This is a genomic window from Halomonas marinisediminis (assembly GCF_004347715.1).
Taxonomy (GTDB): Bacteria; Pseudomonadota; Gammaproteobacteria; order Pseudomonadales; family Halomonadaceae; genus Halomonas; species Halomonas icarae.
The window spans coordinates 89,656-104,088 of the sequence record NZ_SLTR01000011.1 but is presented as its reverse complement, the minus strand read 5'-3'; the positions used below and the strand labels follow the sequence as shown (position 1 = coordinate 104,088).

Sequence of the window (14,433 nt, the reverse complement as noted above, 5' to 3'; positions counted from 1 at the left end):
TGTGGGCGGAGGTGTCTCCCTCGGGGTCTGACCCCGAGGGGGGTGGCCTACTTCTCGATAGGGTTATCGTCGCGATTGCCCCACTCCTTCCAGGAGCCGGCATAGGCGCGGATTCGCTCGAAGCCCAGTGCCCTGCCCACCAGCCAGGTGAAGCCGCTGCGGTGGTGGCTCTGGCAGTGGGTGGCCACCTCCATGTCCGGGGTCAGACCCAGGGCCTCGAGCTCGGTGATCAGCTCGGCATAGTCGCGCAGGCGCAGGCCGCGCTCGGGGTCCATGGCCTGGGTCCACTCCAGGTTGACCGCTCCGGGGATATGGCCGAGATGCTTGTTGTCGCCCTTCTTGCCGCGGTACTCCGCCGGTGAGCGAGCATCCCATACCGCGAACCCCTTCTCGCCGAGGCGCTCGGCGATCTCGTCGCGCTCGATCAGCACCTCGGGCGTGAGGAGCTCCGCCTCATAGTCGCTGGGGTTGGGGGCGCTGGCCTCGGTGGCGAGCGGTTGGCCCGCGGCACGCCAGGCATGAATGCCGCCGTTGAGGTAGGAGTAGCGAGTATGGCCGATCAGCTCCAGGGTCCACAGCAGCCGGCCTGCCCAGCCACCGCCCTCGTCGTCATAGGCCACCACATGGGTGTCACGCGTCAGACCGAGGTCGCTGAACAGGGCCGAGAGCTGCTCGACACTGGGCTCGCGGTTCGGGACCTCGCCCTCGCCGCGCATCAGCCGAGCCTTGTCGAGGAACACGGCACCGGGGACATGACCCCCGGTATAGCTGTCGCCGCGCATGGGCACGTCGATGATCAGCAGCGACGGGGCATCCAGGTGCTCGGCGAGCTGTTCCGGTTCGACGATCAGCGGTAGCAGGTTGGCTTCTGAACTCATGGGACTCTCCTTGTATGACAGCCTTGTATGTCAGCCTTGTATGACAGGTCCGCTCAGCTCACTTCCAGGGAGTCGAGGATGCGCCGGTAGCTGGCGAATCGCTCGGGATGAATCTCTTCACGCTCCACCGCGGCGAGCAGGGCACAGCCCGGTTCCTGGCGGTGACGGCAGTCGCGAAAGCGACACTGGCCGAGATAGGGACGAAACTCGACAAAGCCCTCGGTGACCTGCTGTTCGGTCAGGTGGCCGAGGCCGAACTCGCGAATGCCCGGGGAGTCGATCAGCTCGGCCCCCTCGGCGCGAGGCAGCCGATAGAGCCGCGCGGTGGTGGTGGTATGGGTGCCCTTGCGAGAATCCTTCGACAGGTCACCGATACGCAGCCCCTCGTCGGGAAGCAGGCGGTCGATCAGTGACGACTTGCCCACACCACTCTGCCCCACGAACACCGAGGTGCGGCCGGCCAGCCGCGACAGCAGGCTCGCCAGGCCATCCTCGCTGGCGGTGGTGGTGGCCACCACCGGGTAGCCGAGTGCCGCGTAGCGCTGCAGCAGTGCCATCAGCTCGCCACCGCCGTCGGGCAGCAGGTCGACCTTGTTGAGCACCAGCACGGGGGTGATGCCGGTGGACTCGGCGGCCACCAGGTAGCGGTCGATCAGGTTGGAGTGGGGCTCGGGCTCCACCGCGAAGACGATCAGGATCTGGTCGATATTGGCCGCCACCGGCTTGAGCTGGCCCCGGGCGTCGGGGCGCTCCAGCACGTTGTCGCGCTCGCCGCGGGCGACCACCACGCCCTCGACGATGCGCCCCTCGGTGTCCGTTCTGCCGCGCCAGATCACCCGGTCGCCGGTGACCAGGCCATCGAGGTTGGCGCGCAGATGGCAGCGTATCGATTCGTCGTCGGCGTCGGGCCGCACGTCCAGGGTGCGGCCGAAGTGGGCCATTACCCGTCCCGGCTGCTCGGCGCCGTAGTCGCCGGCGGTGAGCAGCTCCTCTTCCTGGACATCGTGCCGGGTGGCGCGCTCGGCGCGCTCGGCCTGTATCTTCTCGATACGCCAGCGTTGCTGGCGACTCAGCTTGCGTTTGCTCATGGGGCCCTGATGCTCGGTACAATGATGGCATTGTACTCATCCATGACGCCGGCTGTCGCGAGGTTGCGAGTCGGCCCCCGCAGGAGAAGGTGTTTCCATGAGCACGAACGCGTCAGTGAAAGACGACAAGCAGAACCCCCGCAGCCAGCGTCTGGTCTGGATCGACCTGGAGATGACCGGCCTCGACCCGAACAGGGAGCGGATCATCGAGGTGGCCACCCTGGTCACCGATGCCGAGCTCAATGTTGTTGCCGAAGGGCCGGTGATCGCGGTCAAGCAGCCGGATAGCCTGCTCGAGGGGATGGATGCGTGGTGTACCCGAACCCACGGTGAATCGGGGCTTACCGCGCGCGTGCAGGCGAGCGATGTGGATACCGCCGAGGCCGAGCGGCGCACCCTGGCGTTCCTGCAGGAGCATGTCGAGCCCGGCAGCTCGCCGATGTGCGGCAACAGCATCCATCAGGATCGTCGCTTCCTTGAGCGTGAGATGCCGGAGCTGCTGGCCTTCTTCCACTACCGCAACCTCGATGTCTCCACCCTCAAGGAGCTGGCCAAGCGCTGGAATCCCGGCGCCCTGGCGGGCTTCAGCAAGCGCAATGTGCACCTGGCCATGGATGACATCAAGGAGTCCATCGCCGAGCTTGCCCACTATCGCAATACTTTTCTGCGCCTGCCGGGACAGCACAGCGACGAGGAGGAGTAGGCGACTGGAGAATAAGGCGCGGCTTTTCCGGCGACAGGCCTGGTCGGGGGCGCTGTGAACCCATCCCTGGGCGCTACCTCAGCCATCCCTGGTCTTCGGACCCCCTACAGCCCTGTCCCCGGCGCCGCTCACTTGGGCAGTACCTGTTGCCTCCAAAAGGGCTAAGTCGCCGGCATATAGCGACTCCAGGGGTAGTGTTCAACTGGTCGCAATCAGCTGCCGGCGTTTTTCCCGCTGGCGGGCGAGGGCCCAGCGCACATGCTCGCGGACGAGGTCGGAGGGGTAGGGCAGGCGTGCTCTCAGCGCCGCCTCGGTGGCCTCGCTCCAGGGGGCGTTGCCAAGCCCCACGGCGAGGTTGCGCAGCCAGCGCTCGTAGCCGATGCGGCGGATCGGGCTGCCGGCGGTCTTCTCCAGAAACTCCTCCTCACCCCAGGCGAATAGCGAGAGCAGGCTGGCGCGGTCGAGGTCGTGGCGCGGCGAGAAGTCCGTCTCGGCAGTGGGCGTGGTAAAGCGCGTGAAGGGACAGACCAGCTGGCAGTCGTCACAGCCGAACACTCGGTTGCCCATGGCCACGCGGTAGTGCTCTGGGATGGCACCGAACAGCTCGATGGTCAGGTAGGAGATGCAGGCCCGGGCGTCGACCACCCGGTCCTCGACGATGGCGCCGGTGGGACAGGCGGTGCGGCAGGCGCTGCAGCTGCCACAGTGCTCGCCGGCAAAGGGCTCATCCGCCGGCAGCGGCAGGTCGGTATACAGCTCGCCCAGAAAGAACAGCGAGCCGGCCCGGGGGTTGATCAGCATGGCATTCTTGCCGACCCAGCCGAGGCCCGCCTTGCGCGCCAGGGCGCGCTCCATGACCGGCGCCGAGTCGACGAAGGCACGGTAGCCGAAGGGGCCCACCTCGGCCTCGATCCACTTGGCCAGGGTCGCCAGGCGCTTGCGCATCAGCTTGTGATAGTCGCGGCCGGTGGCGTAGCGCGACACATAGGCCGTCTGCGGACTCGCCAGGGTGGTGAGGGTCTCGATCTCGGCGGGCAGATAGTCCAGGCGCACACTGATCACCCTCACGGTGCCGGGCACCAGCTCGTCGGGGCGCGTGCGCTTGGTGCCGTGCTTGGCCATGAAGCCCATCTCGCCATGCCGGCCAGCCGCCAGCCAACGCTCCAGACGCGCCTCATCCTCGCTGAGATCGATATCGGTAATGCCAAGCTGCTGGAAGCCGAGCTCGTTTCCCCAGGCCTTGATACGCTGGGCCAGGGCGTGCGGGTCGGGGGCGTCGTCGTGTAGAGACGAGGAGGACATGATCGCGAAAACACCGTGCAGGGGGCCCGCGTTACTTGGCGCGGGCCGCGAAGGCTTTACACTGTTCGATAAGGTCGTTTATCGAACCACTGCCATGATAAAGCATTGCCACCGGGGAGACACCGCATGACCGATGCCAGCCAGGGGCCCGGGTCAGGACTGCACCCGCTCTACCTTGCCGACCAGGTGCGTGAACTGGACCGACGCACCATTGCCGGTGGCATCGCGGGCTTCGCCCTGATGCAGCGAGCCAGTGCCGCGGCCTGGCAGGTTCTCAGGCAGCGCTGGCCCGAGGTTCGTTCGCTTACGGTGCTGTGTGGAGGGGGCAACAATGGCGGCGATGGCCATGTGCTGGCCGCCCTGGCCGCCGCCGAGGGGCTCACGGTGCAGCGAGTTCTGCTCAGGCCCGTCGCTGAGTTAAATGGCGATGCCCGCCTGGCCGCCGAGATGGCCACGGCGGCCGGCGCGGGCGCCGAACCCTGGACGCCCGGCATGAGGCTCGCCGGGGAGTTGATGGTCGATGCCCTGCTGGGGACCGGGCTTGCCGGCGAGGTGCGCGGTGCCTTTCGTGAGGCGATCGCGGCGGTCAATGCCAGTGGCAGGCCGGTGCTGGCCATCGATATTCCCTCGGGGCTGCACGCCGATACCGGTGCGGTGCTCGGCGACGCGGTGCTGGCGACTACCACCGTGACCTTTATCGGCGACAAGCTGGGCCTGCATATCGGTGCGGCGGCGGAGCATGTCGGCGAACTCTGCTTTCGGGATCTGGGGGTGGAGGGCCTGGCCGCGACGGACCTGGTGCCGGCAGCGCACCTGCTCGACAAGCGGCTGGCGGCTGCCTGGCTGCCGGCGCGGCGCCGTACTGCCCACAAGGGCGACTGTGGCCATGCGCTGGTGCTGGGGGGCGCGCCCGGTTTCGGGGGCGCGGCGCTGCTGGCCGCCGAGGCCTGTGCACGGCTCGGGGCCGGCAAGATCAGCCTGGCTACCGCGCCGGCGCATGTTGCCGCCAGCCTGGTGCGTCGTCCCGAGGTGATGGCCCATGGCATTCGTGGCGCCACCGATCTCGGCCAGCTGCCCGCCCAGGCCGATGTGCTGGTGGTGGGGCCTGGCCTGGGGCAGGGCAGCTGGGGCCAGGGTGTGCTGCAGGCGGCACTCGAGACCGACAAGCCGCTGGTGGTGGATGCCGATGGACTCAACCTGCTGGCCGCCTACTTCGCCGGAGCGGAGGAGGGCATGGCGCCCCGCGACAACTGGATCCTGACCCCCCACCCCGGGGAGGCGGCGCGCCTGCTGGGCTGGCGTGTGGCCGAGATCGAGGCGGACCGCCGTGCGGCCGTGGTGGCCCTGCGCGAGCGTTTCGGCGGGGTGGTGGTTCTCAAGGGGGCGGGCAGCCTGATCGCGGGCCCCGAGGGGGTTGCGGTCTGCCCCTTCGGCAATCCCGGCATGGCCAGCGGTGGCATGGGGGATGTGCTCTCCGGGATGCTCGGTGCCCTGCTGGCCCAGAGGGTGCCGTTGGAGATCGCCGCCCGACTGGGGGTGCTGGTCCACGCCAGGGCCGCGGATCTGGCCGCGGCCGACGCCGGAGAGCGTGGTCTGCTGGCCGGTGATCTGGCATCCTATGCGCGAATTCTGGTCAACTCGACCGAGTGTGATGGCGACGTGTAATGGCAAGGGCGAGGACGATGCGGCTGCGACTCGATGATGAAGCGTGCCAGGTGGGCCTGGGAGAGTGCCTGGGGCGTGCCTTGGAGGGGCGTGGGCGGGTCTATCTCGTCGGCGAGCTGGGTGCCGGCAAGACGACCCTGGCCCGCGGCGTATTGCGTGCCTATGGTCATCGCGGCGCGGTGAAGAGTCCGACCTATACCCTGGTGGAGCCCTACGAGCTCGATGGCAAGCGGGTCTACCACTTCGACCTCTACCGACTGGGGGACCCCGAGGAGCTCGAGTTCATCGGCGGCCGAGACCTGCTGGGGGATGATGCCTTGAGTCTGATCGAGTGGCCGGTTCGGGGTGAGGGCTGGTTGCCCGGTCCCGATCTGCGCATCGAGCTTGACGTGGTGGGAGAGGGCCGTGAGGCGGTACTTGAGGCCCACAGTGCCCATGGCGAAGCGGCCCTGGCTCGTCTGGCCGCCATGCCCGCCGTCACCGAGTGGTATCGCACGGCCAAGCCCGGGGAGGGGGCCTCCTGATGAGACCAGCCATCCTGCATCGCCTGCTGGCGCTGAGCCTGTCGATGATGGCCCCCCTTGCCGCGGTTGAAGCCGGCGAGGTGGAGAACCTGCGGCTGTGGGCGGCGCCGGATCATGCGCGCCTGGTCTTCGACCTGGCCTCACCGACCCAGGCCAAGGTGTTCTCCCTCGATAACCCGCGGCGGCTGGTGATCGATCTGGACGATAGCCGCATGCGGGCTGACCTCGACGGGCTCGATCTGACCGGCAGCGCCATCAGTCGTATCCGCTCCGGCGTTCGCGAAGGGAGCGATCTACGGGTGGTGCTGGACCTGGAGCGCGAGGTGGCGCCGCGCCACTTTGTCCTTGCCCCAAACAATCAGTATGGACATCGACTGGTGGTGGATCTGGAGTACCCCGGCGAGAGCGCCGTGGAGGATCCCATCGATCCCATCGAGGCGATGATCCGCGAGCAGGAGATCGCCGCCAAGCGCGCCCAGGCCCAGGTCGACCTCGGCGGCAGGGCCGTGGTGCCCGAGCCCGAGGCGGTGGTCCAGCCGGCTCAGCCCCATCCCAAGCGCGATATCATCATCGCCATCGACGCCGGCCATGGCGGCGAGGATCCTGGCGCCATCGGCCCCTCGGGTACCCGCGAGAAGGACGTAGTGTTGCAGATCGCCAAGCGCCTCCAGCAGCGCGTCAATGCCGCCGAGGGGTTCCGTGCGGTGATGATCCGCGACAGCGATTACTACGTGGGGTTGCGCCAGCGCACCCATATCGCACGTGAGCAGAAGGCAGACTTCTTCGTCTCCATCCATGCCGATGCCTTCCATAGTCCGCGACCCAACGGCAGTTCGGTCTTTGCGCTCTCCCAGCGTGGCGCCACCTCCGAGACCGCCCAGTGGCTGGCCGCGAGTGAGAACAAGGCCGACCTGATAGGCGGTGTGGATGGCAACCTCTCGCTCAAGGACAAGGACGAGGTGCTGCGCGGCGTGCTGCTCGACCTGACCATGACCGCGACCCTCAACGACTCCCTCTCCATAGGCGGACGAGTGCTGGATCGCATGGGGCGCGTCAACCGTCTGCACAAGCCGCGAGTGGAACAGGCCGGTTTCGTGGTGCTCAAGTCGCCGGATATCCCGTCGCTGCTGGTCGAGACCGGCTTTATCTCCAACCCCCAGGAGGAGCGTCGCCTGCTCGACCCTGCCCATCAGGAGAAGATGGCCCAGGCCATCTTCGCCGGCGTGGAGGAGCATTTCCGCACCAATCCGCCCCCGGCCAGCCTGCTGGCCTGGCAGCGTGACAACGGGCGAAGCACCGCCGGCAACGAGTATCGCATCCAACCGGGTGATACTCTCTCCGAGATCGCCTCCCGCCATGATGTGCCGGTGCGCCGCCTCAAGCAGGCCAACGAGCTCAATGGCGATGTGATCCGGGTCGGCCAGGTGCTGCGCATCCCCCGCTCATAAGCTCGGCTTGCGGCTTTCGTTTCGTGGAGTGATATGTCAGAACAACGTCGCATTCGAACCCTTGACCCACGCCTGGCCAACCAGATCGCCGCCGGCGAGGTGGTCGAGCGCCCCGCCTCGGTGGTCAAGGAGCTGCTCGAGAACGCCATCGATGCCGGCAGCTCGCGCATCGAGGTGGAGCTGGAGGCCGGTGGTGCCCGACTGATCCGGGTGCGCGACGATGGCAGCGGCATCGGTGAGGATGACCTGCCGCTGGCACTGTCGCGCCACGCCACCAGCAAGATCGCCTCCCTGGAGGAGCTCGAGGGTGTGGCGAGCCTGGGCTTTCGCGGCGAGGCGCTGGCCTCGATCAGTTCGGTATCGCGTCTGGAGCTGGTCTCCAACCCCGGTGATGACCCCACCGCCGGATGGCGGGTGGTGGCCGAGGGGCGCAACATGGAGCCGCGGGTCTCGCCGGCGCCGCACCCCCGCGGCACCTCGGTGACGGTGCGTGACCTGTTCTTCAACACCCCGGCCAGGCGCAAGTTCCTGCGCAAGGAGAAGACCGAGTTCGGTCATGTCGAGGAGGCCTTCCGCCGCCAGGCGCTGTCGCGCTATGACATCGGCTGGACCCTGCGTCATAACCACAAGACCGTTCATCAGCTGCGGGCGGGGGAGGATCCGACCAGTCGCGAGCGGCGCATCGCCGCGCTGCTTGGCAAGGCGTTTCTCGAGCATGCCCTGCATCTGAATATCGAGGCCTCCGGGCTGCGGCTGTGGGGCTGGGTGGGTCTGCCCACCCACTCTCGTGCCCAGGCCGATCAGCAGTACTTCTTCGTCAATGGTCGTGTGGTGCGCGACCGCCTGGTGGCCCATGCGGTGCGCCAGGCCTACCGCGACGTGCTCTTCAACGGCCGCCATCCGGTGTTCGTGCTCTATCTCGAGGTCGATCCGACGGTGGTCGACGTCAATGTTCATCCCACCAAGCATGAGGTGCGCTTCCGCGACGGTCGCCTGGTCCACGACTTCCTGTTCTCCAGTCTGCACCGGGCGCTCGGCGAGGCGCGTGCCGGCGGCCAGGCGGAGGAGGAGCCTGGCGAGGAGGAGAGCGAGCGCAACGAAGCGGACGCCGTGTCTCGCCAGGTGGCCGAGCCCGCCGGGCGCTGGCAGCAGCAGCCGATGTCGCTGCCCGAGCGCGACGAGGGCGAGCGGGTCACACCGGATCGGGTCAGGGCCTTCATGGAGGGTTATCGTCGCCTGCACCCGGATCACGAGGAGGCGCTGCTGACGCCGCAGCCGGCCGCGCCCGGTGCCGGAGGTGGTGCAGCGGGCCTGGCCCTGGCGGAGCACCAGGCGACACAAGCCCCGCGTCCCGAGCCGCTGCCCGAGCAGGATGATACCCGGGCCCCGCCGCTGGGCTTCGCCGTGGCCCAGCTGCACGGTGTCTATATTCTCTCCCAGAGTGAGCGTGGCCTGATCCTGGTGGATATGCATGCCGCCCATGAACGCATCGTCTACGAGCGCATGAAGACCCAGGTCCACGGGGGGCGACTCGAGGCCCAGCCACTGCTGGTGCCGGTATCGCTTGCGGCGAGTCCCGCCGAGGTGGCCACCGCCGAGGGTGAGCAGGAGGCCTTTGCCCGCCTGGGGGTCGAGCTCGATGTCGCCGGGCCCGAGACCCTGCTGGTACGGCAGGTACCGGTGCTGCTGGCCGATGCCGATGTGGAGCCGCTGATTCGCCAGATGCTCGCCGACCTGGAGCGCTACGGACGTTCCGACCACCTCGAGGCGCATATCAACGAGCTGCTCTCCACCATGGCCTGCCACGGCAGCGTGCGCGCCAACCGCCGCCTGACCCTGGCGGAGATGAATGCCCTGCTGCGCGACATGGAGCGCACCGAGCGAAGTGGTCAGTGCAATCATGGGCGTCCCACCTGGACCGAGATGAGCATGAAGCAGCTCGACCGCCTCTTTATGCGGGGGCAGTAGACCCATGATCGATAAGCGTCCGCCCGCCATTCTGCTGGTGGGCCCCACCGCCGCCGGCAAGACCGATCTTGCCATCGAGCTTCATGAGCGCCTCGGTGTGGAGCTGATCAGTGTCGACTCCACCATGGTCTACCGTGGCCTGGATATCGGCAGTGCCAAGCCCACGGCGCAGGAGCTGGCTCGGGCGCCGCACCGCCTGATCGATATTCGCGATCCGGCCGAGCCCTACTCGGCGGCGGAGTTTCGTGAGGATGCCCTGCGCCAGATGCGTGAGATCACGGCCCGTGGCCGTGTGCCGCTGCTGGTGGGCGGTACCATGATGTACCTCCGCCAGCTGCTGCATGGTGTGGCCAACCTGCCGAGCTCCGACCCGGGGACACGTGCCGAGCTTCAGGCCGAGCTCGAGCAGCGCGGCCTGGCCGCGCTGCATATGGAGCTAGAACGCGTCGATCCGGGCGCCGCGGCGCGGATTCACCCCAACGATCCCCAGCGGCTGTTGCGCGCCCTGGAGGTGTTTCGACTCAGTGGTCGCACGCTTAGCGAGCTGTGGGCCGAACAGCGTCCTGAAACCTTTCCCTGGCGCACGCTGTCGATAGGGCTCGCCCCCGGTCAACGGCAGGTGCTTCATGAGCGTATCGCCACGCGCTTTGCCGCCATGCTCGAGGGCGGGCTGATCGATGAGGTCGCCGGTCTGCGTTCACGAGGAGACCTGACCCCGACGCTGCCCTCGATGAAGAGCGTCGGCTACCGTCAGGTCTGGGAGTATCTCGACGGTGAGGTCGATCGTGCGGGTCTCGAACAGCGCGGTATCGTGGCGACTCGGCAGCTGGCCAAGCGGCAGCTGACCTGGATGCGCAGCTGGGAGGCACTGCACTGGGTGGATACCCTGGAGGGCGCCCCCCTGGCAGAGGTGCTGAAACTCGTGCGCCATTTCGGCACTTAGCGTAAGATACCGATTTCCGCTGGCCGCTGGCCGGGCCGCTTGAAAAGGCCCCATAACACCCCAACAACCCAACTCCAGAGACACATCCAGGGAGAGTAAAATGTCAAAAGGGCAGTCGCTTCAAGATCCGTACCTGAACATCCTGCGCAAGGAGCGTATCCCGGTATCGATCTTCCTGGTCAACGGCATCAAGCTGCAGGGCCAGATCGAGTCCTTCGACCAGTTCGTGATCCTGCTGCGTAATACCGTCAGCCAGATGGTCTACAAGCATGCCATTTCCACCGTGGTGCCGTCGCGCAACGTGCGTCTTCCGGCCCAGGACCCTGCCGCCGCGCAGGATGATGAGTGAGGTAGTGATTGTTTTTTGAACGCCCCGACGCCGGTGAGACGGCGGTACTCGTCCATGTCGACTTTCAGGATGAGCAAGAGCGCGAGGATCCGGGAGAGTTCCTGGAACTCGTGCGCTCTGCCGGCGCCGAGCCGGCGACCCTGCTGACCGGCAGTCGCAAGCGTCCCGATTCGCGCACCTTCGTCGGCTCGGGCAAGCTCGAGGAACTGCGCGAAGCACTCGCCGTTCACTCGGCCGAACTGGTGATCTTCAACCACGGCCTGAGCCCCTCCCAGGAGCGCAACCTCGAGCGTGAGCTCAAGTGTCGCGTGCTCGACCGTACCGGCCTGATTCTCGACATCTTCGCCCAGCGGGCGCGGACTCACGAGGGCAAGCTGCAGGTCGAGCTGGCTCAGCTGGAGTACATGTCGACCCGCCTGGTGCGGGGCTGGACCCACCTGGAACGCCAGAAGGGCGGTATCGGTCTGCGCGGCCCGGGTGAGACCCAGCTGGAGACCGACCGACGGCTGCTGCGTGGTCGCATCAAGTCGATCCACAAGCGCCTCGACAAGGTGCGCGGCCAGCGGGATCAGAACCGTCGCTCGCGGGCCCGTGCCGAGATCCCCAGCGTCTCGTTGGTGGGGTACACCAACGCCGGCAAGTCGACGCTGTTCAATTCGATTACCGAGTCGCAGGTCTATGCGGCCGACCAGCTCTTCGCTACCCTCGACCCGACGCTGCGGCGACTGGGGATCGAGGATGTGGGGCCGGTGGTGATGGCCGATACCGTCGGTTTCATCCGCCATCTGCCGCACAAGCTGGTGGAGGCCTTCCAGGCGACCCTCCAGGAAGCCGCCGAGGCCAGCCTGCTGGTGCACGTCATCGATGCCGCCGATCCCGACCGTGAGCTCAACGTCGAGCAGGTCGAGACGGTGCTCGACGAGATTGGTGCCCTGGAGGTGCCGACGCTCAGGGTGATGAACAAGATCGATCTGCTCGATAGCGCGCCGCGCATCGAGCGTGATGGCGAGGGGCGCCCCGAGGTGGTCTGGCTATCGGCCCGGGAAGGCAGAGGCATCGAGCTGCTGGAGCAGGCGCTCTCGGAGTGTCTGGCCGAGGATGTCATCGACTTCACGCTGACCCTCGAGCCCGAGCAGGGGCGGCTGCGTGCCGGCCTGCACGAGCTGGGTGCGGTTCGTGAAGAGAGCTTCTGTGAAGAGGGCCAGACGCGCCTGCAGGTACGTCTGCCGCGCCGCGACTTCCTGCAGCTGATGGCGCGGCTCGGTGAGCGGGCCGATGACTACCTGCCGGCGTCACTAAGCGAGCGTGAGGCGTGGGAAGAATCCCCGTAGGCGGGACAAGCACAAGACAGGATCGCAACCGAGGCCCCCGCCGGCACTTCCGGTCGGGGCAGCAACGCATAGTGGAGAAGACCTATGGCCTGGAATGAGCCTGGTGGTGGTGGCAACCAGCACGACCCCTGGAGTGGGGGCGGTCGCCGTGGCGGTGGAAACGGCGGCGGTGGCAAGGGCGGTGGCAACCAGCCGCCGGATCTGGATGAGGCCCTGAAGAAGTTTCAGGACAAGCTTAACGGCATGCTGGGTGGCCGCGGTGGCAAGAAGGGCGGTTCCGGGAGCAAGGGCGGCGGTGGCAAGCCACGCAATGCCTTCACCCTGCCGGGTCTGCTGCTGCTGGTTGCCCTGGCCATCTGGGCGGCGTCGGGCTTCTATCTGGTCGACCAGTCCGAGCGGGGCGTGGTGCTGCGCTTCGGCAAGTTCCAGGAAGTGGTCACCCCGGGTCTGCAGTGGAACCCGCCGCTGATCGACGACGTGCGCATGGTCAATGTGACCCGCGTGCGCTCGCTGACCCAGACCCAGTCGATGCTGACCCGCGACGAGAACATCGTCGAGGTCGAGATCTCGGCTCAGTACCAGGTCGCCGATCCGCGTGACTTCGTGCTTAACGTGCGCAACCCGCAGCTCTCCATCGAGAATGCGCTCGACAGTGCCCTGCGCCACGTGGTCGGTGGCACCGACATGATCGATATCCTGACCTCTGGGCGTGAGATTCTCGGCAGCTCGGTGGCCAGTCGCCTGCAGTCCTATCAGGACATCTACGGTACCGGTATCCGTCTGCAGACCATCAACATCGAGTCGACCTCGGCGCCTGATCAGGTCATCGATGCCTTCGATGACGTCATCCGGGCCCGTGAGGATCGTCAGCGCACCATCAACCAGGGCATGGCCTACGCCAACGCCATCATCCCCGAGGCCCAGGGTCAGGCGCAGCGTATCGTCGAGCAGGGCCAGGGCTATCGCGAATCGGTGGTCGCCGAGGCGCGAGGTCAGGCGAGCCGTTTCAACGCCCTGCTGGGCCAGTATGAGGAGGCGCCCTCGATCATGCGTGAGCGCCTCTACCTGGATGCCATCAGCGAGGTCTTCGGCAGCACACCGAAGGTGATGGTGGATGTCGCCGATGACTCGCCGCTGATGTATCTGCCCCTGGATCAGATGGGCAAGAGCGGCCCCCGCAGCGCAGAGCCGCAGGGCGAACAGGGTGAGCTCGATCCGCGAGTGCTGGAGCGCCTGCGGAGCTCGCAGGGCGCCGCGTCATCTTCCAGCAACACCAGCAACAGCAGCAACACCGGTGGTATCCGCAGGGAGGGCCGCTAAATGATCAATAATCGTTCCCTGCTCATTGTCGGCGGCCTGGCGGCCATCGCCTGGTTGGCCAGCAACAGCCTGTATGTGGTCGACGAGACCGAGCGTGCGGTCAAGCTGCGCTTCGGTGAGATCATCGAGGAGGACATCCAGCCCGGACTGCACTTCAAGATGCCGATCACCCAGACGGTGCGTACCTTCGATACCCGGCTGCTGACCCTGGATACCGATCCCAGCCGTTACCTGACCCTGGAGCAGAAGGCGGTGATCGTCGACTCCTACGTCAAGTGGCAGGTGGTCAATCCGACCCAGTACTATGAGGCCACGGCCGGCGACGAGCTGATGGCCAGTCGCCTGATCCAGCCGCGGGTCGACGAGAGCCTGCGTAACGCCTTCGGCCGTCTCGACCTGCAGGAGATCATCGCCGAGCGTCGCGATGATCTGATGACAGGGCCGACCGAGGAGCTCGACGCACTGCTGCGCGACGAGCTGGGGGTGGCCATTCGGGATATCCGGGTCAAGCGCATCGATCTTCCCGAGGATGTCTCCTCGGCGGTCTACGAGCGGATGCGCTCCGAGCGTGAGCGTGAGGCCCGCGAGTGGCGTGCCCAGGGTCAGGAGGAGGCCGAGCGTATTCGTGCCAATGCCGATCGTCGGCGCCAGGTGCTGCTGGCCCAGGCCAATGAGCGCGCCGAGACCCTGAGGGGTGAGGGCGATGCCGAGGCGGCAGCCATCTTCGCCGAGGCCTATGGCAAGGATGAGGAGTTCTTCACCTTCTGGCGCAGCCTGAACGCCTATCGCGACAGCTTCGCCAGTGATGGCAACATGCTGGTCCTCGACCCCTCCAGCGACTTCTTCCAGTACCTGAAGAGCCCCACGCCATCCGGCGCGGAGTAGAACGACCGACCGGGCCTGCGGGTCCGGTC

The 14,433-nt window shown here is 66.9% G+C and carries 13 protein-coding genes; 10 read left to right on the top strand and 3 right to left on the bottom strand.

The window, feature by feature from the left end; translation table 11 throughout:
• Nucleotides 1-47: 47 nt before the first annotated feature.
• Nucleotides 48-878: a sulfurtransferase gene (locus E0702_RS09810; protein WP_132043314.1), complete on the bottom strand. Its 831-nt coding sequence runs from the start codon at nt 876-878 to the stop codon at nt 48-50.
• 53 nt (nt 879-931) lie between these two features.
• Entirely contained in the window at nt 932-1,966 is a 1,035-nt protein-coding gene (gene rsgA / locus E0702_RS09805; protein WP_132043313.1) for a small ribosomal subunit biogenesis GTPase RsgA, read from the bottom strand.
• A gap of 97 nt (nt 1,967-2,063) precedes the next feature.
• On the opposite strand from rsgA, the gene orn reads away from it, so the two are divergent.
• Nucleotides 2,064-2,669 carry an oligoribonuclease gene (gene orn, locus E0702_RS09800; RefSeq protein WP_132043311.1) on the top strand — a complete coding sequence of 202 codons (606 nt, stop codon included), beginning with the start codon at nt 2,064-2,066 and terminating at the stop codon, nt 2,667-2,669.
• A 198-nt stretch (nt 2,670-2,867) separates the two neighbouring features.
• Here the strand turns inward: orn and queG are convergent, their stop codons facing one another.
• Nucleotides 2,868-3,971: a tRNA epoxyqueuosine(34) reductase QueG gene (queG, locus tag E0702_RS09795; protein ID WP_132043309.1), complete on the bottom strand. Its 1,104-nt coding sequence runs from the start codon at nt 3,969-3,971 to the stop codon at nt 2,868-2,870.
• A 126-nt stretch (nt 3,972-4,097) separates the two neighbouring features.
• Here queG and E0702_RS09790 point away from each other — a divergent pair, with 126 nt between their 5' ends.
• The 9 genes from E0702_RS09790 (at nt 4,098) to hflC (ending at nt 14,404) form a co-directional block, all read left to right on the top strand.
• Complete coding sequence (locus E0702_RS09790; protein ID WP_132043307.1) at nt 4,098-5,636, top strand: NAD(P)H-hydrate dehydratase; 1,539 nt, start codon at nt 4,098-4,100, stop codon at nt 5,634-5,636.
• A 17-nt stretch (nt 5,637-5,653) separates the two neighbouring features.
• Complete coding sequence (gene tsaE, locus E0702_RS09785; RefSeq protein ID WP_132043305.1) at nt 5,654-6,160, top strand: tRNA (adenosine(37)-N6)-threonylcarbamoyltransferase complex ATPase subunit type 1 TsaE; 507 nt, start codon at nt 5,654-5,656, stop codon at nt 6,158-6,160.
• Nucleotides 6,160-7,608, top strand: a complete 1,449-nt coding sequence (locus E0702_RS09780) for an N-acetylmuramoyl-L-alanine amidase (RefSeq protein ID WP_132043303.1) — start codon at nt 6,160-6,162, stop codon at nt 7,606-7,608. Before tsaE ends, E0702_RS09780 begins: the two co-directional genes overlap by 1 nt.
• A 33-nt stretch (nt 7,609-7,641) precedes the next feature.
• A complete protein-coding gene (gene mutL / locus E0702_RS09775; RefSeq protein ID WP_132043301.1) occupies nt 7,642-9,576 on the top strand; it encodes a DNA mismatch repair endonuclease MutL in 1,935 nt (644 codons plus the stop codon).
• Between the two features lie 4 nt (nt 9,577-9,580).
• The gene (miaA, locus tag E0702_RS09770) at nt 9,581-10,519 is read left to right on the top strand and encodes a tRNA (adenosine(37)-N6)-dimethylallyltransferase MiaA (RefSeq protein WP_132043299.1); all 939 of its coding nucleotides are present in this window, start codon (nt 9,581-9,583) and stop codon (nt 10,517-10,519) included.
• Between the two features lie 100 nt (nt 10,520-10,619).
• Entirely contained in the window at nt 10,620-10,868 is a 249-nt protein-coding gene (gene hfq, locus E0702_RS09765) for an RNA chaperone Hfq (protein WP_132043297.1), read from the top strand.
• Between the two features lie 8 nt (nt 10,869-10,876).
• Nucleotides 10,877-12,199, top strand: a complete 1,323-nt coding sequence (hflX, locus tag E0702_RS09760) for a ribosome rescue GTPase HflX (RefSeq protein WP_132043295.1) — start codon at nt 10,877-10,879, stop codon at nt 12,197-12,199.
• An 84-nt stretch (nt 12,200-12,283) separates the two neighbouring features.
• Nucleotides 12,284-13,519 (top strand): FtsH protease activity modulator HflK, encoded by a 1,236-nt coding sequence (gene hflK / locus E0702_RS09755; RefSeq protein WP_132043293.1) that lies wholly within the window; start codon nt 12,284-12,286, stop codon nt 13,517-13,519.
• Nucleotides 13,520-14,404: a protease modulator HflC gene (gene hflC / locus E0702_RS09750; protein WP_132043291.1), complete on the top strand. Its 885-nt coding sequence runs from the start codon at nt 13,520-13,522 to the stop codon at nt 14,402-14,404.
• The last annotated feature ends 29 nt before the right edge of the window (nt 14,405-14,433 follow it).

What these genes read in the sequence shown, in the direction of transcription:
- E0702_RS09810 (WP_132043314.1), bottom strand. Translation starts at nt 878, where the DNA reads ATGAGTTCAGAAGCCAACCTGCTACCGCTGATCGTCGAACCGGAACAG.
- rsgA (WP_132043313.1), bottom strand. Translation starts at nt 1,966, where the DNA reads ATGAGCAAACGCAAGCTGAGTCGCCAGCAACGCTGGCGTATCGAGAAG.
- orn (WP_132043311.1), top strand. Translation starts at nt 2,064, where the DNA reads ATGAGCACGAACGCGTCAGTGAAAGACGACAAGCAGAACCCCCGCAGC.
- queG (WP_132043309.1), bottom strand. Translation starts at nt 3,971, where the DNA reads ATGTCCTCCTCGTCTCTACACGACGACGCCCCCGACCCGCACGCCCTG.
- E0702_RS09790 (WP_132043307.1), top strand. Translation starts at nt 4,098, where the DNA reads ATGACCGATGCCAGCCAGGGGCCCGGGTCAGGACTGCACCCGCTCTAC.
- tsaE (WP_132043305.1), top strand. Translation starts at nt 5,654, where the DNA reads ATGCGGCTGCGACTCGATGATGAAGCGTGCCAGGTGGGCCTGGGAGAG.
- E0702_RS09780 (WP_132043303.1), top strand. Translation starts at nt 6,160, where the DNA reads ATGAGACCAGCCATCCTGCATCGCCTGCTGGCGCTGAGCCTGTCGATG.
- mutL (WP_132043301.1), top strand. Translation starts at nt 7,642, where the DNA reads ATGTCAGAACAACGTCGCATTCGAACCCTTGACCCACGCCTGGCCAAC.
- miaA (WP_132043299.1), top strand. Translation starts at nt 9,581, where the DNA reads ATGATCGATAAGCGTCCGCCCGCCATTCTGCTGGTGGGCCCCACCGCC.
- hfq (WP_132043297.1), top strand. Translation starts at nt 10,620, where the DNA reads ATGTCAAAAGGGCAGTCGCTTCAAGATCCGTACCTGAACATCCTGCGC.
- hflK (WP_132043293.1), top strand. Translation starts at nt 12,284, where the DNA reads ATGGCCTGGAATGAGCCTGGTGGTGGTGGCAACCAGCACGACCCCTGG.
- hflC (WP_132043291.1), top strand. Translation starts at nt 13,520, where the DNA reads ATGATCAATAATCGTTCCCTGCTCATTGTCGGCGGCCTGGCGGCCATC.